25 protein-coding genes are annotated in these 22689 nt (G+C 58.2%); 12 read left to right on the top strand and 13 right to left on the bottom strand.

The genetic code is table 11. The annotated features are described in order from the left end of the window. Window positions 1-39 precede the first annotated feature (39 nt). Window positions 40-672: an ATP-dependent Clp protease proteolytic subunit gene (locus SIB38_RS10265; RefSeq protein WP_294114001.1), complete on the bottom strand. Its 633-nt coding sequence runs from the start codon at window positions 670-672 to the stop codon at window positions 40-42. Window positions 673-941: 269 nt separating this feature from the next. Between SIB38_RS10265 and SIB38_RS10260 the strand changes: the two genes are divergently transcribed. Together SIB38_RS10260 and SIB38_RS10255 are read left to right on the top strand one after the other, a co-directional pair. Further along, window positions 942-1499 (top strand): hypothetical protein, encoded by a 558-nt coding sequence (locus SIB38_RS10260; protein ID WP_412551971.1) that lies wholly within the window; start codon window positions 942-944, stop codon window positions 1497-1499. A gap of 527 nt (window positions 1500-2026) precedes the next feature. Next, window positions 2027-2689 carry a DNA-3-methyladenine glycosylase I gene (locus SIB38_RS10255; RefSeq protein ID WP_294114003.1) on the top strand — a complete coding sequence of 221 codons (663 nt, stop codon included), beginning with the start codon at window positions 2027-2029 and terminating at the stop codon, window positions 2687-2689. 3 nt (window positions 2690-2692) lie between these two features. On the opposite strand, the gene SIB38_RS10250 is transcribed toward SIB38_RS10255, so the two are convergent. Then, window positions 2693-3088, bottom strand: a complete 396-nt coding sequence (locus SIB38_RS10250; protein WP_294114114.1) for a c-type cytochrome — start codon at window positions 3086-3088, stop codon at window positions 2693-2695. 144 nt (window positions 3089-3232) lie between these two features. Between SIB38_RS10250 and SIB38_RS10245 the strand changes: the two genes are divergently transcribed. From SIB38_RS10245 to SIB38_RS10235, 3 genes are all read left to right on the top strand, one after another. After that, window positions 3233-3772 carry a GNAT family N-acetyltransferase gene (locus SIB38_RS10245; protein WP_412551970.1) on the top strand — a complete coding sequence of 180 codons (540 nt, stop codon included), beginning with the start codon at window positions 3233-3235 and terminating at the stop codon, window positions 3770-3772. Window positions 3773-3874: 102 nt separating this feature from the next. After that, on the top strand, window positions 3875-4501 hold the full coding sequence (locus tag SIB38_RS10240) for a C39 family peptidase (RefSeq protein ID WP_412551969.1): 627 nt from the start codon (window positions 3875-3877) through the stop codon (window positions 4499-4501). Window positions 4502-4511: 10 nt separating this feature from the next. Further along, a complete protein-coding gene (locus SIB38_RS10235) occupies window positions 4512-4922 on the top strand; it encodes a PaaI family thioesterase (protein WP_294114009.1) in 411 nt (136 codons plus the stop codon). Here the strand turns inward: SIB38_RS10235 and SIB38_RS10230 are convergent. The 4 genes from SIB38_RS10230 to SIB38_RS10215 form a co-directional block, all read right to left on the bottom strand. Then, entirely contained in the window at window positions 4910-5941 is a 1032-nt protein-coding gene (locus SIB38_RS10230; protein ID WP_294114011.1) for a glutathione S-transferase C-terminal domain-containing protein, read from the bottom strand. The genes SIB38_RS10235 and SIB38_RS10230 overlap by 13 nt on opposite strands. 189 nt (window positions 5942-6130) lie before the next feature. After that, entirely contained in the window at window positions 6131-6814 is a 684-nt protein-coding gene (locus tag SIB38_RS10225) for an ABC transporter ATP-binding protein (protein ID WP_294114013.1), read from the bottom strand. Beyond that, the gene (locus SIB38_RS10220; protein ID WP_294114015.1) at window positions 6807-8093 is read right to left on the bottom strand and encodes a lipoprotein-releasing ABC transporter permease subunit; all 1287 of its coding nucleotides are present in this window, start codon (window positions 8091-8093) and stop codon (window positions 6807-6809) included. Before SIB38_RS10220 ends, SIB38_RS10225 begins: the two co-directional genes overlap by 8 nt. Window positions 8094-8122: 29 nt before the next feature. Beyond that, window positions 8123-8509 carry a MerR family transcriptional regulator gene (locus tag SIB38_RS10215; RefSeq protein WP_294114017.1) on the bottom strand — a complete coding sequence of 129 codons (387 nt, stop codon included), beginning with the start codon at window positions 8507-8509 and terminating at the stop codon, window positions 8123-8125. A 78-nt stretch (window positions 8510-8587) separates the two neighbouring features. Here SIB38_RS10215 and SIB38_RS10210 point away from each other — a divergent pair, with 78 nt between their 5' ends. Beyond that, on the top strand, window positions 8588-8998 hold the full coding sequence (locus SIB38_RS10210; protein ID WP_294114019.1) for a hypothetical protein: 411 nt from the start codon (window positions 8588-8590) through the stop codon (window positions 8996-8998). Between the two features lie 61 nt (window positions 8999-9059). On the opposite strand, the gene proS is transcribed toward SIB38_RS10210, so the two are convergent. After that, window positions 9060-10412 (bottom strand): proline--tRNA ligase, encoded by a 1353-nt coding sequence (gene proS, locus SIB38_RS10205; RefSeq protein ID WP_294114116.1) that lies wholly within the window; start codon window positions 10410-10412, stop codon window positions 9060-9062. 371 nt (window positions 10413-10783) lie between these two features. Here proS and SIB38_RS10200 point away from each other — a divergent pair, with 371 nt between their 5' ends. The 3 genes from SIB38_RS10200 (at window position 10784) to SIB38_RS10190 (ending at window position 14290) form a co-directional block, all read left to right on the top strand. Further along, a complete protein-coding gene (locus SIB38_RS10200) occupies window positions 10784-12445 on the top strand; it encodes an ATP-binding protein (RefSeq protein WP_294114021.1) in 1662 nt (553 codons plus the stop codon). Between the two features lie 84 nt (window positions 12446-12529). After that, window positions 12530-13615 (top strand): AI-2E family transporter, encoded by a 1086-nt coding sequence (locus tag SIB38_RS10195; RefSeq protein WP_412551968.1) that lies wholly within the window; start codon window positions 12530-12532, stop codon window positions 13613-13615. A gap of 6 nt (window positions 13616-13621) precedes the next feature. Continuing rightward, window positions 13622-14290, top strand: a complete 669-nt coding sequence (locus SIB38_RS10190) for an HdaA/DnaA family protein (RefSeq protein WP_412551967.1) — start codon at window positions 13622-13624, stop codon at window positions 14288-14290. A 29-nt stretch (window positions 14291-14319) separates the two neighbouring features. Here SIB38_RS10190 and SIB38_RS10185 read toward each other — a convergent pair whose 3' ends face one another. Then, window positions 14320-14712, bottom strand: a complete 393-nt coding sequence (locus SIB38_RS10185) for a hypothetical protein (protein ID WP_294114024.1) — start codon at window positions 14710-14712, stop codon at window positions 14320-14322. A 248-nt stretch (window positions 14713-14960) separates the two neighbouring features. Here SIB38_RS10185 and SIB38_RS10180 point away from each other — a divergent pair, with 248 nt between their 5' ends. After that, window positions 14961-17135: an RNA degradosome polyphosphate kinase gene (locus SIB38_RS10180; protein ID WP_294114027.1), complete on the top strand. Its 2175-nt coding sequence runs from the start codon at window positions 14961-14963 to the stop codon at window positions 17133-17135. A gap of 66 nt (window positions 17136-17201) precedes the next feature. Continuing rightward, window positions 17202-18737, top strand: coding sequence for a Ppx/GppA family phosphatase (locus tag SIB38_RS10175; protein WP_294114030.1), 1536 nt, complete (start codon window positions 17202-17204; stop codon window positions 18735-18737). Between the two features lie 94 nt (window positions 18738-18831). Here SIB38_RS10175 and SIB38_RS10170 read toward each other — a convergent pair whose 3' ends face one another. From SIB38_RS10170 to SIB38_RS10150, 5 genes are read right to left on the bottom strand one after another with little or no spacing between them, the layout of a single operon-like run. Continuing rightward, on the bottom strand, window positions 18832-19203 hold the full coding sequence (locus SIB38_RS10170) for a hypothetical protein (RefSeq protein WP_294114033.1): 372 nt from the start codon (window positions 19201-19203) through the stop codon (window positions 18832-18834). A 20-nt stretch (window positions 19204-19223) separates the two neighbouring features. Continuing rightward, entirely contained in the window at window positions 19224-20249 is a 1026-nt protein-coding gene (locus tag SIB38_RS10165) for an endonuclease/exonuclease/phosphatase family protein (RefSeq protein WP_412551966.1), read from the bottom strand. Then, window positions 20249-20926 (bottom strand): TerB family tellurite resistance protein, encoded by a 678-nt coding sequence (locus SIB38_RS10160; protein ID WP_412551965.1) that lies wholly within the window; start codon window positions 20924-20926, stop codon window positions 20249-20251. Before SIB38_RS10160 ends, SIB38_RS10165 begins: the two co-directional genes overlap by 1 nt. Before the next feature lie 42 nt (window positions 20927-20968). Continuing rightward, on the bottom strand, window positions 20969-21445 hold the full coding sequence (locus SIB38_RS10155) for a GNAT family N-acetyltransferase (RefSeq protein ID WP_294114039.1): 477 nt from the start codon (window positions 21443-21445) through the stop codon (window positions 20969-20971). Beyond that, window positions 21442-22047, bottom strand: a complete 606-nt coding sequence (locus SIB38_RS10150; RefSeq protein ID WP_294114120.1) for a VOC family protein — start codon at window positions 22045-22047, stop codon at window positions 21442-21444. The genes SIB38_RS10155 and SIB38_RS10150 overlap by 4 nt, the downstream gene beginning before the upstream one ends. A 237-nt stretch (window positions 22048-22284) precedes the next feature. Between SIB38_RS10150 and SIB38_RS10145 the strand changes: the two genes are divergently transcribed. Further along, the gene (locus SIB38_RS10145) at window positions 22285-22689 is read left to right on the top strand and encodes a hypothetical protein (protein WP_294114041.1); all 405 of its coding nucleotides are present in this window, start codon (window positions 22285-22287) and stop codon (window positions 22687-22689) included.

Genomic DNA, 22689 nt, shown 5'->3' with positions numbered 1-22689 from the left:
GTGCCCAGCGGCGTCTTTGTGCCGCCGGGCACTTAATACTTAGCTCTCTTCGTCATCACCTTTGGCGCGGTTTTCGACGATCTCATCGATGAGACCCCACTCCTTGGCCTCTTCCGGGCTCATGAAGTTGTCGCGCTCAAGACCGGCTTCCACCTCTTCATAGGTGCGGCCGGTATGCTTGACATAGATTTCGTTCAGACGCTTTTTCAGCTTCAGCGTCTCTTCGGCGTGGATCATGATGTCCGTCGCCTGACCCTGATAGCCACCGGACGGCTGGTGCACCATCACGCGGCTGTTTGGCAGGGAGAAGCGCATACCGGCCTCACCGGCGGTCAGCAGCAGCGATCCCATAGAGGCCGCCTGACCAATCACCAGCGTGCTCACCTTCGGCTTGATGTACTGCATGGTGTCATAGATCGACAAACCAGAGGTCACCACGCCACCGGGGCTGTTGATGTACATGCTGATCTCTTTGGACGGGTTTTCCGCCTCAAGGTGCAAAAGCTGCGCCACGATCAGGCTGGACATGCCGTCATGCACCGGGCCGTTGAGGAAAATGATGCGCTCTTTGAGCAGGCGCGAGAAAATGTCATACGCGCGCTCGCCCCGGCTGGTCTGTTCGACAACCATGGGCACAAGGGTGTTCATATACGTTTCATAAGGGTCGTTCATATCGCCTGCCTGTTGATCGCGTTGCGGCCCGCCCGTCGGACCCTACCAAGAGAGTCTTAGTATTGGGTCACAGGGGCTGCAAGGGCACCTAATGATTTTTGGGTTAAGGCGAGGTAAAGGCGCAGGGTTTGAGGGGGAGCAAATCTGCGATGTTGCGCCAACAATTGCTTTACTTGACCGACGGAGCGAAAACTTGACGGCTCGCGCCAAAAGGGTAATTCCGAACTGCAAAACATGCTTTGCAACTACAATCAAAGGACATGCCCAAAATGAGACGAACTTTGAAAGTGATTGGATATGGGGCCGGACTGTATCTCGTTTTTCTTGTGCTCGCCTCCGGTTTCTCTGCTCTGTCGACGAATAACAAGAGTTTGGCGTCTCTTGAACGCCGCCTAAATCCTGCTCAGTTCGTGTTCTGGCAACGTGGCGAGTTTTTTAGAAACCCACCGCTATTTAAGTCCGTTATGTCTGATCCCAAAGGCCAACTCTCACAAGATGGCCCAAAGGATGCACCTGACGTAGACATATGGGTTGTTCTTCTTGAAGGTCCGAAAGACATCGCAAATTTCGCCATGGCCAGTCAGCTCGGGCTAAAACCTCAAAAGATAGCTCAGCTTGAGCCAGGCGAAAGTGTCTATTCTCAATCGGTCGCACTGCACGGGAGGCTTCATCCGATACCATTTTTTTTAGTGCGAAAGAGTGTACTGGTGATGGATGCGAAGTACTTGCGGGAAACCTACAAAACTGAGTGCCTTGATGAAATTGTGTATCGGGCCATGATTGATCAAAGAGACAAGGAATTGGATAACCACTGCGAACTATCCTAACACATAGCCAAATCACAGATTTGGCAGCGCCCGAACCGCCCCCACGGGGCGGGCGCTTCGCTTCCCGCCCCTCGGTTCGTGCGCGGTGCCGGCATACACTAGTCTAGGAATAATCGTCGGCAAGCGCCGTTAGTGCTTTCGAAACGCTCGGATCAAGCCAACAATTGCCAAACCTATTGGGATCCAAAGGAGCGCGTACAACAAGTAGAAACCCAAGCCCCACAACGGATAGAGCGCTGCCCCCAAATCAAGGCCCAAGACCTCGCAAGGTTGAGGCCCCTGAGCGGAGATCTTACACCCACCCAAATTTGCCAAAAGCGCGATTAGCAGCCCAAGAAGCCATGCAAAAATCGGCCAACAGACTATCGCGATCATAGCTTTTGAGGAGATGTTGCTATCCTCACTAAAACTCATTTCCTTCTCCAAAAAGCATGGGCTATCTCCAGAAAACTAGCTTCCCCAACCCTGTGTTCCTTGCATCTTACGATTGCTTGGCTAACTTTCAACGTAACTGAAAAGGACCCACCATGCGCTGCTTTGACGACCTCTTCGCCATCTCCGCCGAGCGCAAAGGCGGTGCCGACGCGCTCGAAGCCCAACTGACCAAACCCAAATCCGCCGCAGAACTCGCGCAAATCCCGGAGGACCGTTGGCTGGCACAATTCACCAAAGGCGTCTTTCAGGCCGGTTTCAACTGGCAGGTCATCGAAAACAAATGGGACGGCTTTGAGGCCGCCTTCCACGGCTTTGACGTAGACCGCTGCGCCTTCATGCATGACGAAGATATGGACCGCCTGATGTCCAACACCGACATCGTGCGCAACGGTCCCAAAATTCGCACAGTGCTGGAGAACGCCCACTTTATCCAATCCCTGCGCGAGGACGGCGGCGCGGGCAAAGTGCTCGGCGGCTGGGCGTCCACCGACTATGTGAGCCAGCTGGAATTCATGAAAAAAGGCGGCTCCCGCATTGGCGGCGCCACCGGGCAATATGCCCTCCGGTTCTTGGGCAAAGACAGCTTCATCCTGAGCCGCGACGTGGTTGCCCGTCTGATCGCCGAAGGCATCATCGACAAGCACCCCACCTCCAAAGGCGCGATGAAGAAAGTCCAGGAGGCCTTCAACATCTGGATGGACCAATCCGGCCGCAGCCTGACCGAGATCAGCCGCGTTCTGGCGATGAGCCTCTAGGCGCTACTGCTGCACGCTCTGCAAAAAGGCCACCAACTCCACCACCGGCTGCGAGGTCATGATCGGCTGACCTGTGGGCGTCTTGAGCGCCACATCCACACCTTCAAAGAAATCGCCATACACCGGCATCGGGCTGCCATGGCTCACCAGCGGGTCGCGCCCATCAATGCGCTTGATCACCCGCACCAAAGGAAACTGCCCGTCATTTCCTTGACTTAAGGTCAAAAGGTTGTCCGGCTTGATCAGCAAAACTCCCGCCATCGGCCCATTGCCATCCATATCAATGCCATGACAAGTGGCGCAATGCGTCAAGTACAGCGCCGCCCCCTCCTCCACATTGTCCGCAAAACTGGCACCCGCCATCACCGTGATTGCCAGCGCACATAGACCCGTTTTCATCGCAACGTCCTCCTTTGCTACAGCGGACACATGGCCCGCGTTGCTGTCCCCACACCGCCCAGTCTGCCACAGCCGCGCGCCGCCAACCTTGATCCGGATCATAGCGCGTGACACAACCAAGCCACGTGCCAAGGAGCGCCCGCCATGATCTACGCCGAAGACCTCTCGCCCAACGACACCGCCCTAACCCAGCTGTTTGCCGACACTTTCACGGCGTCCGAAGGCGAGGCCGAAGGCGCGCTGATCGGTGATCTCGTCACAAACCTCCTGCAAGACCGCACCACCGACGGCACTCAAGTCTTCACCGCCGCCGACGGCGGCACCCTCGTGGCCGCCGTGCTGTTCTCCCCGATGCCCTATTCCGACGACCCACGTCGCGTGGTGCTGCTCTCCCCGATGGCGGTCACCACCGCGCGCCACGGCGAAGGCATCGGCCAAGCGCTGATCACCCACGCGCTCACCACCCTGCGCGCGCAAGGCGCAGAGGTGGCGATCACCTACGGCAGCCCGGTGTTCTACGGCAAAACCGGCTTTGCGCCCCTGACCGAGGCCATCGCCCCTGCTCCACAGCCGCTCAGCTTCCCGCACGGCTGGATCGGCCAATCCCTCACCGACGCCCCGCTCACGCCCCTGAAAGGCACCCCAAGCTGCGTCGCCGCCCTTAACGACCCTCAATACTGGTAGCCTAACCCAAAGACCTTTCCGCGCCGCATCCCGACAACTCCAATTGACCCAACCACGGTTTCGCGCCACCCTAGCCGAGTAGTGTTACAGGGGAGACCGCACATGGGCTGCCGAATAGTTTTCGCCGTCCTTTTGGCACTCAGCGCAAGCTGGGCCAACGCGGAGCTTGGCGCACGCACGGGCGAAATCCTCAAACGAAAACTCCCGCCGCCGACGATCTCTCAATCACTGGTTCTCTTGGACGTCCCACATGTGCGCCAAAAACCAGATTACTGTGTTCCCAGTTCCGCGAGCATGATCCTCGGGTACTACGGACGCCCAACATCCCAGACAGAAATCAAGAACCGTGCGGAATCCCACAAGCCAAAAGACAAACAAAATTGGACTTTCACCTATTTTGTGGACTTACAAAAAGGACTGCGCACCTTGGGCCACCGCTGGGATATTCGCAGCTTTCCCAAAACAAACGCAGGCTTCAACAAGGGGCTCGCAGAGATCCAGCGCAGCCTAAAAAAGGGCCGCCCCGTTATGATCGACGTCCACCAAGGACCAGGCCATACCTTTGTTTTGATTGGATTTGACGACGCCAAACAGGTTGTATTTATCAGAGACCCGAATATGCCGTCCTCTCGCGCTCGCCAATTGACGTATGATCAAATGCGCAGCAATTGGCACAATCACAGGTTTGGCCCGCACCGGACTGCAGTCTTCTCAAAACCCCCAAAATAAACATCACAACATGCCCCTCACACCAACAGACTCCCAAGCCATGCTTGCCAAAGGCTTCGCGCCTTGGGTGCAGGCGCTGGACCTCACCATCACCGACATCTCGCCAACCGCTGCCACGCTCACTATGCCAATCACCGCGGAGCTCACCCGCATTGGCGACATCATCTCCGGCCAAGCGCTCGCGGCGATGGCGGACACCGCCATGGTGTTTGCCTGCTTCGGCCACCTGGACGCCTTCACGCCGGTCGCCACCACCAATCTCGACACGCAATTTCTGCGCCCAGGCACCGGCGATCTAATCCGCTGTGACGCAGAGATCGTGCGCGCCGGCAAAGCGTTGATCTTCGCCCGTGCCACCATGATCGCCCTGCCCGCGGACAAGGCCGTCGCCACAGCCACGGCAACCTTTTACGCGCCCTGATCCGCCAACTCCGGATGCCGATAGGCCTCCGGGTAAGCCATCGGCTTCACCGGCCCCAAGGGCACAACCCCATTCCAGGACCGACCAAAATAACCCTGACGGCAATGCACCAACGATCCCGCCGCCGCCACGCCATCCATCGCATAGACCCGACACAGCCATCGCCACAGATGTGGATACTCCAAAATCCGCGCGCCGTTCAGCTTCATGCGCACATAATACACCGGGTCATGCCGATAGAGCGTTGGGAACAACCGCAGGTCCGCCTCGGTGAACGCATCCCCTGCCAAAAACGGCCGCCCATCTGACAACAAAACCTCCAACGCCTCTAAAGCCGCAAAGTAGGCTTCAAACGCCTGCGCATAGACGTTTTGGTCAGACGAGAACCCCGCCTTATAGGCACCATTGTTGATCGCCACATAAATCTGCGCGTTGAGCGCATCCACGGTCGCCACCATCTCGGCATCCTCCGGCACCAACCGCACCCGCGCGTCGTCCGCTATGGTACTGTCCAATGCCGCCGCATGGCGGTCCAACATGCGTAAAATCTCCGCGCTTTCGTTGTTCACAATCCGCCCCGAAACCTTGTCATAGAGGATCGGCACCGACTGCTCTTCAGAGCCTTCGCGCTGATAAATCTCCTTGGCCAGCCGCAGCCCCAATCCGGTCCCGGTCTCAACCGTACATTCCGGCAACGTGTCCCCGGTCAGCGTCGCCACCCGACAGGGATCAAACTCCCAGAGATTTGGCCCAACCACATCGTCCTCCCCGGTGCGATTGGGAAAGGCCACATCCATGCTGATACTGCTTTCCAAACCAAGCACAGCCCGCGCCAGCGTCACCCGATGGCACCACGGACAGTTCAACGCCACAAACAGATGGTACCGCCCCGGCTCGGGCGGAAATGCTGAGTCCCCAATCGCATGGCGAAACCCGCTCACCCCGCGCACAAATTCACCTTTGGCACGGCGCTCCGCTGCCCGCGTCTGATCTTCCTGAACCGATGTCTCTTTTGTCATGGGGTCAGCTTGCGCGTCCCACGCGCAGATGCAAGCGCTTTGCCGTTCAGGCAACACCTACGCTCCTTGTGGTTACCTTTGATGGCACCACAAAAAACCCACCATCGCGAAACAGTCGCGATACCGACAGAATACCGACGTGACTTTGGCGCGCATTACGGCATTAACACCTTGCGCAACAGGACAGCTTTAGCCGTCCACCAAGACCCCGTTTTCCAGCCGCACCACGCGGTCCATCCGCGCCGCCAGCTCCATATTGTGGGTCGCCACCAAGGCCGCCAATCCGGTCTCTCGCACGAGCGTCATCAGCGCGTCAAACACCTGATCGCTGGTCGCCGGATCAAGGTTGCCCGTCGGCTCATCTGCCAACAAAATCCGTGGCTTATTGGCCAAAGCCCGACAAAACGCCACCCGCTGCTGCTCCCCGCCAGACAGCTCCGCGGGCCGGTGTTTCGCCCGGTGCGCTACGCCCACGGATTCCAGAAGCTCTTCGCCGCGTTTTTCCGCGTCCGGCTTGCTCACCCCATTGGCCATCTGCGGCAACGCGATGTTCTCTAAGGCACTGAATTCCGGCAACAAATGGTGAAACTGGTAAACAAAACCAATGTCCTCCCGCCGCGCTCTGGTGCGCCGCCGATCCGACTTTCCGCTCAGGATTTGCCCGCCAATTTCCACCGCACCGGTGTCGGCTTCATCCAGCAATCCCGCAATGTGCAAAAGCGTCGATTTCCCCGCGCCAGATGGCGCTACAAGCGCCACCATTTCCCCGGCTTTCAGCGCTAATTCCGCCCCACGCAAAACGTGGATCTCGCCCGCTAAGCCTTTGTTATATAACTTCTCTACCCCCTCTAGCTTCAGCACAACTTCATTCATAGCGCAGCGCCTCCACAGGGTTCATCCGCGCCGCTCGACGCGCCGGAAAGATCGTCACCACAAAGGCCAGCCCCAGCGACAGGCTCATGGCCGACATCACATCGCCAAACTCCAACTTCGCTGGCAAACGATAGATGCCCCGGATCGACGGATCCCAAGCCTCGCCACCTAAAAGCACGTTTACAAAGGAAAAAATCGGATCGATGTAGAGCGCAAACAGGCATCCCAGCACCACGCCGAACACCGTGCCCAACACGCCGGTAAAGGCGCCACAGATGAAGAACACCCGCAGCACCGAGCCTTCGGTCAGCCCCATGGTACGCAGAATACCAATGTCACGCCCCTTGTTTTTAACCAACATAATCAGGCCACTAACGATGTTCATTGTGGCGATCAGCACAAGAATGGAGAGGATCACAAACATCACGTTGTCCTCCACTTCCAGCGCATTGAGAAACCCGCCTGACGCCTGTTTCCAGGTCCACACCAGCGCGCGATCCCCGGCGGCCATCATCAAGGGGACAGCCAGCGCCTCAACCTTCTCAGGCTCCGCCACCATGACCTCAATTTCGTCTGCCACACCATCGCGATCAAAGAACAGCTGCGCCTCGGTGAAAGGCAGATAAACCCGTGTGCGATCAATGTCATAGCGCCCAGCAGAGAAGATGTAGACCACCTCGTAACTGCTGATCCGGGGCGAGGTGCCAAAGGCGGTTTTCACCCCATTGGGCGAGATCAACTTGATGCGATCCCCCACCCGCGCCCCCAGCTCCCGCGCCACGCCAGAGCCAATCGCGATACCCTCGTTATAGCGCCCGATGTCGCCATCGCTGGTGCTCGGGTCCGCAATCCGCGGTAGCTCAGCCAAATCCTCCGCCCGCATGCCAAAGACCTCGACACCTGCATTGCGACTGCGCAGGTTGCCCATGACCTGCCCTTTGACCAACGGCGCCGCCCGCGTCACGCCGGGCACATCGCGCAGCTTTGCCGCCATCACGTCAAAGTCCTTGATGGTGCGATCAATCACGCCAGTCTCGGAAATTTCTCCGCTCTGATAGACGGTTACATGCGCGTTGGCCCCCAGAATGGTCCCAACAAATTCAGACCGAAACCCGGCCCGCACCGCCAATGTGGCAATCAGTGCAAACACCGCCAAGGTGATGCCAATGAGGCTGATCCAGGTCATCGTGCTGACCCCGCCCTCAGCTTTGCGCGCGCGCAAATACCGCCAGGCGATCATCCATTCAAAACGGGAAAAAGGGGCTGTGCGACCTGCCATAACTGCTCCGGTTCTTGGTTGGCGCGACCCTATGAGGCCACCCGCTTAGGGTCAAGCGATCCCGGCGCATCCAGTCCCAACGGGCACGCCTTTGCCAGCCGCCGCGCCACCACCGCTCGCAGGTCGCTAAGCTCTTGCATCCGCGCATCAATCTCCGCCAGCTTGCCGCGCAGCAGGGTCTCCACTTCGGCCTGCGACAGCCCACCGCCAAGCCCCTGCACCAAAGCGCCGATCTCCTTAAGCGAAAACCCCAACGCTTGCCCCTGCCGGATCAGCCGCACCATCTCGACCATGCCTTCAGGATAGTCGCGATAGCCGTTTGGCCACCGGTCCGCGTGGATAAGCCCTTGTTTTTCATAATATCGCAGTGTGTCACGGCTCACGCCACTCGCCTCGGCCAACGCCCCGATCCGCATCATTTTTCCCCTTGACCTTGGACTTAACTCCAAGGTTTACACCTCCCCGCATCCAACGCAACTGACAAAGGATGCACCATGTCACCCTCCGCTTTTCACCGCCTGTACCGGATTTCGTCTTGGTATGATCTGCTGATCACCTGGCCCTATATGACACCGATCACGCTGGGCTTGTTCTGGAGCGCCATGAACGGCGCCCATGCCGCCGCCGGTCTTGCGCCGCTGCCGGAACTCAACACCTACGCCATTCTCTTTGCCAACTTCACGGGGTCCGTGGTGATCGTCTGGTCCATTGTGCGTATACGCCTCAATAATCCAAAGCTCGCGCGGTATGATGCCATTGGCCGCTGGCTCTTTTCAGCGTGGATGCTGAACGCACTGCTCAACGGTGCCAGCCCATTGATCTGGGGCTTCCTCGTGATCGAGCTAACCTTTGCCGTGCTCCAATCCCTGCCAGTGCGTAAGCCAGCCCACCCCGTTGCTGCATAATTAAAAAAGGCCCTCGCATAGCGCGGGGCCTTTCCATTTTCACTTAATCTGCCTGCTTGGATCAGAGACCAGTCACACGGTGATCCGCATAGATCTCAATCAGCTTGGCCACAGCCGCTTCTGGCGCCAACTCTTCGCTCTCGCCAGTGCGGCGACAGGTCAGCTCGACCACACCGTTTTTCAACCCACGCGGGCCAACGGTGATGCGCCACGGCAGACCAATCAGATCCATGGTGGCAAACTTGCCGCCCGCACGCTCTTTGCGGTCGTCATACAGCGGCTCCAGCCCCGCAGCGACCAATGCCTTCTCCAGCCCTTCACAGGCCGTGTCCGCCGCTTCATCACCCTGCTTCAGGTTCACGATGCCTGCGTGGAACGGGGTCACACCTTCCGGCCAGATGATGCCGTTGTCGTCGTGATTGGCTTCGATGATCGCACCCAGCAGGCGGCTCACGCCAATGCCGTGGCTGCCCATATGCACGGAGACTTTCTCGCCTTCCGCGGTCTGCACCTGCGCGCCCAGCGCGTCGGAATACTTGGTGCCGAAGTAGAAGATCTGGCCCACTTCGATGCCCCGCGCTGTGCGCCGGCGTTCCTCAGGAACCTCGTTAAACAGCGCCTCGTCGTGGGTCTCATCGGTGCGTGCGTATTTGGTGGTGAACTCCTCCAACACGCCCTGACACTGCTCCACGCTGTCGTAGTCAATCTCGCGATCGCCAAAAGTCAGGTCGGTCACAGCGGAATCGTAAAACACTTCTGACTCACCGGTTTCGGCCAGCACCAGGAACTCGTGGGTATAGTCGCCCCCAATCGGCCCACCATCCGCGCGCATCGGGATCGCCTGAAGCCCCATCCGCTCATAGGTTCGCAGATAGCTCACCAAGTGGCGGTTGTATGCATGCAGCGCGTCTTCTTTGCTCAGATCAAAGTTATAACCGTCTTTCATGTAGAACTCGCGCCCGCGCATCACGCCAAAACGCGGACGGATCTCGTCGCGGAACTTCCACTGAATCTGATACATGGTCAGCGGCAAGTCTTTGTAAGAGCTCACATTGCTGCGGAAAATATCGGTGATCAGCTCTTCTGCAGTTGGCGTGTAGAGCATGTCACGGTCATGACGGTCCTTGATGCGTAGCATCTCTTCGCCGTAAGCGTCATAGCGCCCGCTCTCTTTCCAAAGCTCGGCAGACTGCAACGTCGGCATCTGCATCGGAATGTGGCCCGCACGGATCTGCTCTTCGTGCACAATATTCTCGATCTTGCGCAGCACTTTGAAGCCCAGCGGCAACCAGGAATAAATCCCCGCGCTGGACTGTTTGATCATACCGGCACGCAGCATCAAACGGTGGCTGACAATCTGTGCGTCTGCAGGGGTTTCCTTCAGCACAGGCAGAAAATAGCGGGACAGGCGCATCGGCACTCACTCTCTCGGCTTGGGCTGCTCACGTATGGAACAGCCATCTCAAAACATCTGCCTTGGGCTAGCCCAATCAGGCTGGCGAGGCAAGCCATGCAGCGTCGTCGCAATGGGCTTGGTCTTTCGAGCCTCCCACCAGAAGTTTTACAAACCCACCCGCGGAGCGAAAAAGAATTTACAAAGACACACGATAAATTAGGCCGCTGTAAACGCTTTTGGCTTTTGATCAAACCCGGGAGGGGCGCTCTTTGCATTCGCTTGGGTACTTTTCGTTCCGTGTTTCGGTCAACTGGCAGGCCACGCCACGGTGCAGATTTCGCTGCGATGTCTACTGCCCCCCTTCTGATTGGTAACAAGTGAGCTGGACTATGAACACTTCGGTGGCATCAAGAATTGATCCCAAACCCGCAAATGACGGGCTGTTGACGGACCTCGGGCTTGTCGACGCAGAGTTTGAATCCGCCTTCGACAATCTCACATCGCTTACCCGCACCGTGATGAATGTGCCGGTGGCGTTGGTGTCCATTGTGCAGCCCGGCCGCGACCGCCAGTATTTTAAAAGTCAATTTGGCTTACCGGAACCATGGGCAACCGCCAGGCAAACGCCACTGACTCATTCCTTTTGCCAGCACGTCCGCGCCAGTGACAAGCCACTGGTCGTGGCAAACGCGCGCGAACATCCGGTGCTCAAACACAATGGCGCTGTGGATGCGCTCAACATCATTGCCTACCTCGGCATGCCGATCAGCTTGCCGGACGGCACTTGCATTGGTGCCTTATGCGCCATCGACGACACTCCGCGCGATTGGAGACAAGACGAGCAGCAAAAACTGCACCAGCTGGCACTCTGCGTGAACGAACAGATTGCGCTGAAACACGCGCTTCGCACCGCCGAAATTGCAAAATTCGAGGCCCAGGAAGCTGCCAGCGCGCGCGAGGACTTTCTCGCACATATGGCCCATGAAATCCGCACGCCTCTCAACGGAATCATCGGCTCTATGGACCTGCTCTCGGCAGAACTGGAAGACGCTCCTCTAAGCGACTCTATCCCAGAACTGCTGCAAACCATGGACAGCTCCACGCAAGGATTGCTGCGCACGCTAAACGATTCTCTGGACCTCAGCAAAATCGATGCCGGCAAACTCGATCTGGAAAACCGCCCCTTTGATCTGCGCGCCGCTGTGGTCGACGTGATCGCCCTGCACCGCGCCTCGGCGGAGTGCAAAGGGGTCAAACTGGTGGTCGAAGCCAGTGATACCGAAAATGGCGCACCCCGTCTGGGAGACGAGTTCCGCCTGCGTCAGGTGTTGGGCAACCTGCTGAGCAACGCGGTGAAATTCACCGACAGCGGCACCATTCACGTGTCTTTGGAAGCCAAACCGGACACGATCAGCGCAACGGTCAGGGATTCCGGCTGCGGCATGAGTGCAGAGCAACTGTCTGAAGTCTTCTCGGCTTATTCGCAGGCGGACACCACTGTGGCCCGTCGCAAAGGCGGCACAGGTCTGGGCCTGCCGATTGTGAAACGTTTGGTTACCCTCATGCAGGGGCAAATCGAAGTCGACAGTACCCCTGGGCAAGGCACGACCTTTGCAACTTGGGTGCCGATGCCCGTGGCAAACGCGCTTGACGAAAAAGACCTGCGACACGCCAAAATGGCCAATGCCTTTGCGGGTCAGCGCGCCCTTGTCGCCGACGACAGCTCGGTGAATCGCATGGTGCTGTCCCGTATGCTCGAAAGCATGGGGGCAGAGGTTGTTTGTGCCTCCGATGGTAACACGGCTCTTCAGGCCGCTTTGTCTGAGAGCTTTGACGCCCTGTTTATCGACATCCGCATGCCTGGTTTGACCGGCGACCAGATAGCCCGCTCTTTGCGCGGCAGGGACGACGGCGCGGCCCAGCCCAAAATGGTCGCTGTCACCGCCAATGTCTTCCCGGAGCATATTGCCAGCTATCTGGATGCGGGCTTTGACCACTGTCTGGCCAAGCCGATCCGGCGCGCGGATCTCTGCGCATTGACCACACGCTAACACGCCAACGACGTCAAAGGCTTGCAACCCTTGCCCGCTTGCGCGATCACTGTGCGCAACGCGACAGACCGGAGTGCAGCGCTTATGGCCCTTCCCGCCCACAAACAGTTTCAGTTCTGGGGAATTTTTGTAGTTGTCTTTGCCGTGGTGCTTTGGGCGCTTGGCGATGTCTTGCTGCCCTTTGTATTGGGCGGCGCCATCGCCTACTTCCTCGATCCGCTGGCCGACAAGCTGGAAGCCAAAGGCCTGTCCCGCGCTGCCTCGACAACCGTTATCACACTCTTCGGCGTGTTGATCTTTGTGATCGGCATCCTTGCCATCATCCCGTCCCTGATCCAGCAAACCGAAGAGTTGGTGAAAACTCTACCAGAGGCCTTTGCGCAGCTCCGTGTCTTTGTCGCAGAACGCTTTCCAAGCTTGTTGCAGCAAGACTCCATGATGCATCAGTCGCTGCAGAAAGTCGGCGACTTCTTGCAAGACCGCGGAGGAGACTTCCTGCAATCAGCACTCAGCTCGGCAGCTTCGCTGATCAATGTTGTTGTCCTGCTGGTGATTGTGCCCGTGGTGGCCTTCTACCTCCTTTTGGATTGGGACCGTATGGTCGCCGAAGTTGACAAACTCCTGCCCCGCGACCACGCCCCCACAATCCGTCGCCTGGCAAAAGACATCGACAAAACCCTGGCAAGCTTTGTGCGCGGCATGGGCACCGTTTGTCTGATCCTGGGCACATACTATGCTGTGGCTTTGATCATCGTTGGGCTGAACTTTGGTCTTGTTGTGGGGTTCATCGCTGGTCTTGTGACCTTCATCCCTTACCTTGGTGCCCTGATTGGTGGCGTATTGGCGATCGGCCTCGCGCTTTTCCAATTTTGGGGAGACTGGCTGCAAATCGGCCTCGTTGCGGCGATTTTTGCCACCGGCCAAATGATCGAAGGGAATGTTCTCACCCCTAAGCTTGTTGGCAAATCCGTCGGCCTGCATCCCGTCTGGCTGCTGTTGGCCTTATCGGTTTTTGGCGCGCTGTTTGGCTTTGTCGGCATGTTGGTTGCTGTGCCTGTTGCCGCAGCGCTCGGAGTGCTTGCACGTTTTGTCACCGGACAATACATGTCTTCCACGCTCTACAAAGGGCGCAGCGAGACCGACCAAGCAAGCGCACAGGACGCCGAATAAATCCAAATGGCTGAGCAGCTGAACTTCGACCTGCCCGTCCGGGCAGCCCTTGGGCGTGATGATTTCTTTGTCAGCCCGACCAACGCCATGGCGCTTGGTCTGGTCGATCTGTGGCCCAACTGGGCCGGTGGAAAACTGGTGCTCTCCGGCCCGGCTGGTGCAGGGAAAACCCATCTGACCCAGGTCTGGGCCGCCCTAGCAAACGCCCAAGTTGTGGCGGCCGCCGACCTCACTAAAGACGATGTGCCTGCTTTGGCAAAAACGCCAGTCGCGGTGGAAGACGTGCATCTGATTGCCGACAATCCGGACGCACAAACCGCCTTATTCCACCTGCACAACCTGACCCTGGCCGAAGGCAACACGCTCCTCCTCACCGGCGTGGGCGCACCACTGCAATGGGGATTGACCCTGCCGGACCTGCTGTCGCGCATGCAGGGCACCACCGTCGCTACATTGGACCAACCCGACGACGTGCTGCTGATGGCCGTGATGGCCAAACAATTTGGCGACCGTCAGCTGATGCCCACACCCGATGTGCTGAGCTATATCGCCAAACACATGGACCGCAGTTTTGCCAACGTCGCCCATGTTGTCGAAGCGCTGGATCAACTGTCGCTCAGCGAAAAACGCCCCATCACCAAAGCGCTTGCCAAACGGGTTCTGGAACACTCTTAAGGCTACAGCACTGGATGAACACAAGGCGTTCAGTAATAGTTTCCGTCGCGGCCCTTGATTGGTTTTCCAGTCGCCAGCTTGAAAATGGTGTTGGCGGCAAAAAACCATCCGGCAATAGCCGCAAGCAGCCAACCGCCTAGAAAAACGGTTTCAAACCCGGCGCCAAATGAACCAAGAAACGCTGTCGCCGCCATAAAGATGCCCGCTGACCAAGCGATGATCCATCCACAGATGAATATGAGGGTAAAGGCGCGCTGACCGTTCATTGCAATACGCTCTGACGGTTCCTCCGAAGTGTCTTGTGATGATTGAATTGGGGAATGGGAAAATCGATCGTTTTCGGAATTGGGTGACTGCTTAGATCGACGGCCGATCCAAAATGCGACTGCAGCAATAACAAAAACAAAAAACAGATTTTCCATTCGTACCTTTCTAATCTCAATTCTACCCCCTCTATGTATGCAGTTGCATACCGAATTTCCAGTAGAGGTCGGAACTTAGTGACTTAAAAATAGTCTGCTAAACACGCGCTTGGCGCACTTGTCGATTAGCCCTGGCTAAATCCGTTTCCGACACACCGCGACACCCTGCCCCGCGCAGCTCTCTGGACCCTCCGCACATTCCCGCCTAAAGTCATCTTCTCGTTACCTGCCAATGGCATGAGAGTGACATGACCCAAGCTGACTTTTTGAAATCCGATTTCCCCGAACCCGTCGCATTGCCTGATCTGGACCGCAACGGCCCGGACCGTTTCTTCAACCGCGAACTGAGCTGGCTCAGCTTTAACTGGCGTGTGCTGGAGGAAAGCGAAAACCCACGCGTGCCTCTGCTGGAGCGCCTGCGGTTCCTGTCGATCTCTGCCACCAACCTCGACGAATTCTACACCGTCCGCGTGGCCGGTCTGCGCGAGCTGGTCCGCGAAGGGCACAACAATCCGGCGCAGGATGGCCTGTCGCCGGCCGAACAACTGGTCCTGATCAACGCCGACGCTCGCAACCTCCTGCAAGAACAGCAACGCATGTTCAACAGCCTGCGTGACGAGCTCAAAGCGCAAGACATCCACATCCTGCAACGCGACGCGCTCACCGACGAAGATCGCGACTTCCTCGCAGACGTCTTCATGAATCGCGTGTTCCCGATGTTGTCGCCGCTGGCCATCGACCCGGCGCACCCCTTCCCGTTCATTCCCAACACCGGCTTCTCTCTGGCGCTGCAACTGGAACGCAAGAAAAACAAGCGCAGCCTCAAGGCGCTCCTGCCGATCCCCCACCAAATCGACCGCTTTGTCTTCCTGCCCTCCCCGGACGGCACCCTACGAGCCCTGCCTCTCGAAGAGCTTTTGATCCTGCATCTGGACAGCGTCTTCCCCGGCTACAAAGCCAAAGGCCACTGCGCCTTCCGCGTATTACGCGACAGCGATCTGGAGGTCGAAGACGAAGCCGAAGACCTCGTGCGTGAATTTGAAGTGGCGCTGAAACGTCGCCGTCGGGGCGAAGTGGTGCGCCTGAAAATCACATCTGACGCGCCATCCAGCCTGAAAAAACTGATCATGGAAGAGCTCGAAGTCACCGGCGACGAAGTGGTCGACATCGACGGTATGATTGGCTTGGCTGACCTCAAGGAAATGGTTGTGGACACCCGTCCTGACCTGCTGTGGCCGTCATTTGCGCCACGTGTGCCAGAGCGTGTACAGGACTTTGACGGCGATATGTTTGCCGCCATCCAGCAGAAAGACATGCTGCTGCACCACCCCTATGAGACCTTCGACATGGTGGTGCGCTTCCTGCAACAGGCCGCACGTGATCCCAATGTGGTTGCGATCAAACAGACGCTGTATCGCACCTCCAAAAACTCCCCCATCGTGGAGGCGCTTTGTGAGGCAGCCGAAGACGGCAAATCCGTCACCGCGCTGGTGGAGCTGAAAGCCCGTTTTGACGAAGCCGCCAACATTCGCCAATCCCGCCGACTGGAACGCGCAGGCGCGCACGTAGTGTATGGCTTCTTGGATCTGAAGACCCACGCCAAAATCTCCACAGTTGTGCGCCGCGAAGGCGACAAACTGGTGACCTACACCCATTACGGCACCGGAAATTATCACCCGATCACCGCCAAGATTTACACCGACGTCAGCCTCTTCACCTGTGACGCCGCCTTGGGGCGAGACGCCAACCGCGTTTTCAACTACCTCTCCGGCTATGTGGAACCCGACACGCTCGAAAACCTTGCGATCTCGCCTATCACGCTGAAACCCAAACTTCTGGAGCTGATCGAACAGGAAGCTAAAAACGCCCGCTCCGGCAAACCCGCAGCGATCTGGGCCAAGATGAACTCGCTGGTTGAGGCAGAGGTCATCGACGCGCTTTACACCGCCTCCGAGGCGGGTGTGAAAATCTCCCTGATTGTGCGCGGCATCTGTTGCCTCCGTCCCGGCATCAAAGGCCTGTCTGAAAACATCCGCGTGAAATCCGTGGTCGGACGTTTCCTCGAACACTCACGCCTGGTTTGTTTTGCCAATGGGCAGGACCTGCCGAACAAAAAGGCGCGGGTCTTCATGTCCTCCGCTGACTGGATGGGCCGCAACCTCAACCGCCGCGTAGAAACGCTGGTAGAGGTCAAAAACGCCACTGTAAAAGCGCAGATCATGTCGCAGGTCATGGCCGCCAATATGGCCGATGTGGCGCAAAGTTGGGTGATGAACGCCGATGGAAGCTTTGACCGCACACCGGTGCCCGAAGGTGAATTTGCCTTCAACTGCCACCGTTTCTTCATGGAGAACCCTTCACTCTCGGGTCGCGGTTCTGCAGGCGCTTCTGATGTGCCCAAATTGACCCATACGGATGATTGACCCAACGCTTCTCGTGGCGCAAAATTGCGTCGCGATACCAAACTGTTCCTGACGTAAGACGACCCCATGCCCCACGACCCGCAGCAGGACCACAGCCTGTTTGAACGCCCGATCTTTGAAGACCTCGAGGCCCGCGCCCTGTCGCGCGTGGGCGTGGTGGATGTGGGCTCCAACTCGGTTCGTTTGGTGGTGTTTGACGGTGCCGCTCGCAGCCCGGCCTATTTCTACAACGAGAAAATCATGTGTGCCTTGGGCGCCGGCATCGCTGAAACCGGCATGCTCAACCCCACCGGCCGCGAACGCGCGTTGGCTGCGCTGTCTCGTTTCGCGCGCCTGGCCGACTCCATGCGCCTCAATGGATTGACCGCAGTCGCCACTGCCGCCGTGCGTGAAGCCACCGATGGCCCGGATTTCTGCGCCGAGGTGCTGGCAAAAACCGGCGTGCATATCCACGTGATCGATGGCGCCGAGGAAGCGCGTTTGTCTGCACAAGGCGTGCTCACTGGTTGGCCCGGCGCGTATGGCCTGATCTGCGACATCGGCGGCGCCTCCATGGAGCTGGCTGAAATCAACGACGGACTCGTCGGCAAACGCGTCACCTCTTCGCTTGGCCCGCTCAAACTGCGCGATGTGAAGGGTGGCAAAAAAGGGCGACGCGACTTCATCAACAACACCTTGGATGACCTCTACCAACAGATGGGACACCAGCGAAATCGCCTGTTCCTTGTCGGCGGCTCCTGGCGCGCCATCGCCCGTATCGACATGGAACGCCGTGGCTACCCCTTAAAAGTACTGCACGAATACCGCATGACCGCCACTTCGGTGCGTGACACTGCGCGCTACATTCAGGAACACGACCCGGATGAGTTGCGCGCCCGCTGTGGCGTGTCCAGCTCTCGTATGGCGCTGGTGCCGCTGGCGATCGAAGTCCTCAAAGGCGTGCTGCGCCGCTTCAAACCCCATGACATCGCCATCAGTTCTTATGGCATCCGCGAAGGCGTGCTGTATGAGCAAATGCCGGACCGTATCCGCGAACGCGACCCGCTGATCGAAGCCTGCCGCTTTATGGAAGCCAAAGACGCCCGAATTCCGGGCTTTGGCAAGTCGCTCTATAAGTTCATCTTCCCGATCTTCAAATCCGCCAGGCCGGAACAACTGCGCCTGATCAAAGCCGCCTGTTACCTGCATGACGTCAGCTGGCGTGCCCATCCGGACTATCGCGCCGAAACCGTGTTTGACAGCACCACCCGAGCCAATCTCGGCGGTCTCAAACATGCCGAACGGGTGTTCCTGGGCCTGTCCCTGCTGCACCGCTACCGCAACAAATCCGAAGGCACCCGGTTTGAGGACCTAGCGCAACTGCTCAGCGACAAGGAGCGCCATCAAGCCGAAGTGATCGGCAAGGCCATGCGCTTTGGCGCGATGTTGTGGCAGCAGGATCGTGACAACATGGGCACGCTGAAATACCACCCGAAAAAGGCCGAGCTGCACCTCAAATTACCCGCCAGCACGGGCCCGCTTTATGGCGAAGTGGCCGAAGCCCGTTTCAACGCGCTGGCCAATGCCCTTGGCGCAACCAGCAGCGTACGCCTGAAAGACTAACGCTCGGACGTGGACCTCGGGTGGCTTCTTCTAACCCCAAATATCCTGGGGGAGTCACACCTGTGTGACGGGGGCAAAGCCCCCTATGGCCGTTTCACAGCTCGATGCCACCAGTGGCCTCATCCTCCCGAGACTCCCCCATCTCTTCCGGTGTTTTCTTGCGCATAATTATGTCACCATTGGGCAGCATTTCCGGCGCGTGATAACTGCTCCAGTCCTCCACCTTGGAAAACACCGCACCAAGCTTTGGCCCCATCTCTTCCAGAAAGCCCTGCAATCCCGGACCAATCTCTTCCATCATTGCCGTGAACCCGTCCAGGGTTGGCGCGATCTCGTCTTGCAGCCCTTGTAAAAACAGCTCCATCCCCTCAGCCATTAAACTGCGGCCACTGTCTTGTTCAGCAGAGGCTCCACCGGCAGACAGACACAGCCCAACCCCCAGAACGCAGGCTTTCAAAGTTTTCATGGGGCACCCTCCCAAACAGCTCAAATATCGATGTCCAAAACCACCGGAAAGTGGTCTGACGCCGTCAACAACGCATCGCGTAGCTCCGGCACATCCCAGCATGTATGATCTTCAAACGGATGCCAAATCCGCCAGCGTGGGTTTGCCGGTCGCAGTTTTTCCGAGACCATGATGTAGTCCAAAAGCGCATTCAGATAGCGCCCCTCGCGTTCGATGTGAAACCGCGCCGTGGTCGGCTGCGCCGCCAACTTATGGCGCAGCGCCATTTCCGCGTGCGGATCATACATGCGCGGGCTGCTGTTGCTGCCCAGCAAAATCTCAACGGATGACCGCCCAAACAGATCCTCAAACGCATCCAGCCCCGGACCATCATTCAGATCACCCAGCAGGATCACATCCTCTCCCGCGGCAAGTTCCTCCTCGATCCGCCGCCGCAGCCAAATCGCCTGCGCCAGTTGCTTACGCCGGTTGGCGATGGAGAGTTTCATCACCTCATCACGGTTGCGCGCGCCATGGGGCGCCTTGGATTTCAGATGCGCCCCGATCAGCCGCAGCCTGCGCCCACTTGCAGTGGTCACATCCAGCTCCAACGGCGGCTTGGAAAACACCACCAAATCCTCTTTGGCATCCACATCCAGATCCAACCGCAACGTGCCATCAAACCGGGGCGCGCCATTGGCGCCCTCCTGCCCGGTCGGCACGCCGCGCGGATCATGCACTGGCGTGAGCGCTTCCGGGTCATACAGCAACGCGATTTCCTGCTGTGTGGTATTGGCAAATCCCAAAACCGCTTTGTGTGCCCGCAATTCAAAAGCTGCGGCAAACCGCTCCAGCGCCAAAACCGTATCACGCTTGCTGCCTTGATCCGGCGCTTCAACCACCATCACCGCATCCGCATCCAAGGCGGTAAACACCGTGCCCACAGCCTCGATCTGCTGCGCCCGTGTCACGCCCTGACGGCCTGACCAGCCGTCATCCATAAGCAACTGATTTTGATCATCAAACAGGCTTGAGAACCACTCCACGTTATACGTGGCAATCCGCATCACGCCGCCTCGTTGATCTGATCCCAGGCACGGTTGATATCAATCATGCGTTTCTCGGCAATCTTGACCGCCTCTTCCGGCACGCCGCGCGCAATCATCGCGTCCGGATGGGTTTCCCGCACCAAGCGCCGCCACTCCTTGCGGATCTCTTCCATAGGCATGTCCGGCGTCACGCCCAGAACCGTGTAAGGGTCCGCCTCCGCATCCGGCACAAACCGCGCCCGCATGGCTTTGAACGCATGATCCTCAACCCCAAGGATTTCCGCCACCCGCGCGAGGAAGGCATCCTCATTGCGGTGATATTCTCCATCTGCCACCGCGATGTGAAACAAACCCTCCATCAGGTCATCCGGCCGCCCATGCACCGCACCGAACATGCCTTTGATGCGCGTGGCATATTCTTCAAAACCGGCAACATCCTGCCGCGCCATGTTAAAGACCTTGGCCGCATTGGCTTCGTCTTTTTGGGCGATTTGGAACACTTCGCGAAAGGCCGTGACTTCATCACGTGTCACCAACCCATCAGCTTTTGCCATTTTTGCACCCAGCGCGATCACGGCGATGGTGAACGCAACCGAGCGCTCCGGCGGCGCGCGCAGGTGGTCAAACACCGTGGAGAGCGACTCGCCCTGACTGAGTGCGGACAAGGCTTGGGATATGCGGGACCAAATCGACATGGCGCCACCTTAGCGGTTCTTTGCGGAATGGCTAGTGCTGCATCACAGCAATTTCTGCAACAGAACCAAGTCCATCCAGCGGCCAAACTTGCGCCCCACCTGAGGCATTCGCGCAACCTCGACAAAGCCCATTGCCTTGTGAAAAGCAATGCCACCGCCGTTTTCCCCACCGACACCGGCCACCAACACATGCACGCCCCGTGCCCTGGCTTCGACTTCCAGCTTTGCCATCAAAGCCCGCCCAACACCCTGGCTGCGAGCTGCTTCGGCCAAATAGATCGTGTGCTCCATGGTCCGGGCATAGCCCGGTCCGCCACGAAATGGCCCAAAGGTCGCAAACCCTACAGCAGCACCTGCGTCTTCTGCCACTAGGAAAACCGCCTCAGTCGCGATTGCTGCTTTGATCGCCCCAAGCTCTTTCTCGATGGTGTTGAACGTGCTGACCCCATCGCGAATTTCGCGGTTCCAAATCGCCGCTATCGCCTCGGCGTCCGCCGCAGTGGCATCTCGCAGGATCACCGCAAAACCCGTTGTCCGTGTGGCGTGTCAAACGTGGCCTGCAACGCAGGGTCCCCCTTCACAAACACCACCCGCGGATCGCTCATCCCAACATGCGCGGCCAAATCCTCATGTTCTGGATGCGCCACCTCCAGCCGCGCCAAAGCCATGCCGGATGGTGCCAGAATTTCCGCAGGCGTCACCGCCACATCCCACTGGATCAGCGCCGGAAAGCGGTTGTCGAACGGCAACACACCGCTGGCCGGCACAGCCATGCGCCAACGCAAATCGCCACGCGTCAGGTGCACCACTTTGCCCGCATCCACATCCAGCCGCGCCAGTTCCGCATCCATGTGATCGGTGCGGCAAATCCAATTCCCCAACCGCGGCGCGCCGTGCAACCGGTCCAAGTCAAACCAGCGCGGATAAGGCAAGTCGCCCGCTGCCGGATTGGCTGCAATCGCTTCCAGGTAAATGCCGTCCGCCAACCCAATCAACTGATTGTGTGTGCCGAAATGCGCATGTTCACCACCTGGCCCCATTTCAACGCCCAGCGCCTCTTCCACATGAGCCACCGCCTCAGCCAGCGTTTCCCCAGCCACCGCCAAATGATCCAACGTCAACATATCGCGCCTCCCTTTTGTCGGCACCAAAACCGAAAGGGCAGTGAAGCACAACGCAAAATGCCCTTACAGTTCCCCATCTCCGAGCAACAACCTGCCAAGACAATTATCCCTATCTTCCGCTTACGTATCCGCTAGGGTATCACCAGTCGCAGTCACCGGACCACATCAGCCAATTCAGAGCCGCGCGTCCGCAGTATAAGGAATGTTATGTCCGTCTTTTTGCGTAGCGTCGGAATGGCTATAGTCGCCACCGTAGTGGGCAGCCCTGCGTTGTCCCAGGAAATCGCCCCCAAGCGTCTATCTCTGGAGCTTAACGCGGTTCAGGATGTTCAGGGCGCGTGCCGGTTCACCTTTGTGGCCAACAACACCACCGGCAACGCCATAGACAAGGCCGTGTTTGAAACCGTGATCTTTGACACCTATGGCGCAGTGGTGCGCCTGTCCTTGTTTGATTTCCGCGACTTGCCGGCCGATAGGCCGCGTGTGCGCCAGTTTGACGTACCCGCCACAGCCTGTGATGGAATTGGTCAAACCCTGATCAATGGAACAAACACCTGCACCGTCAATGGTGCCCAAAGTGACATTTGCAGCGACGGGCTCACGCTCAGCAGCCGTATCACCATAAAACTACTGGGATAA

The organism is Shimia sp. MIT910701 (genome assembly GCF_047126315.1).
Taxonomy (GTDB): Bacteria; Pseudomonadota; Alphaproteobacteria; order Rhodobacterales; family Rhodobacteraceae; genus Shimia.
Note: the sequence above shows the minus strand (reverse complement) of the source record. Positions and strands in the feature narration are given on the sequence as shown.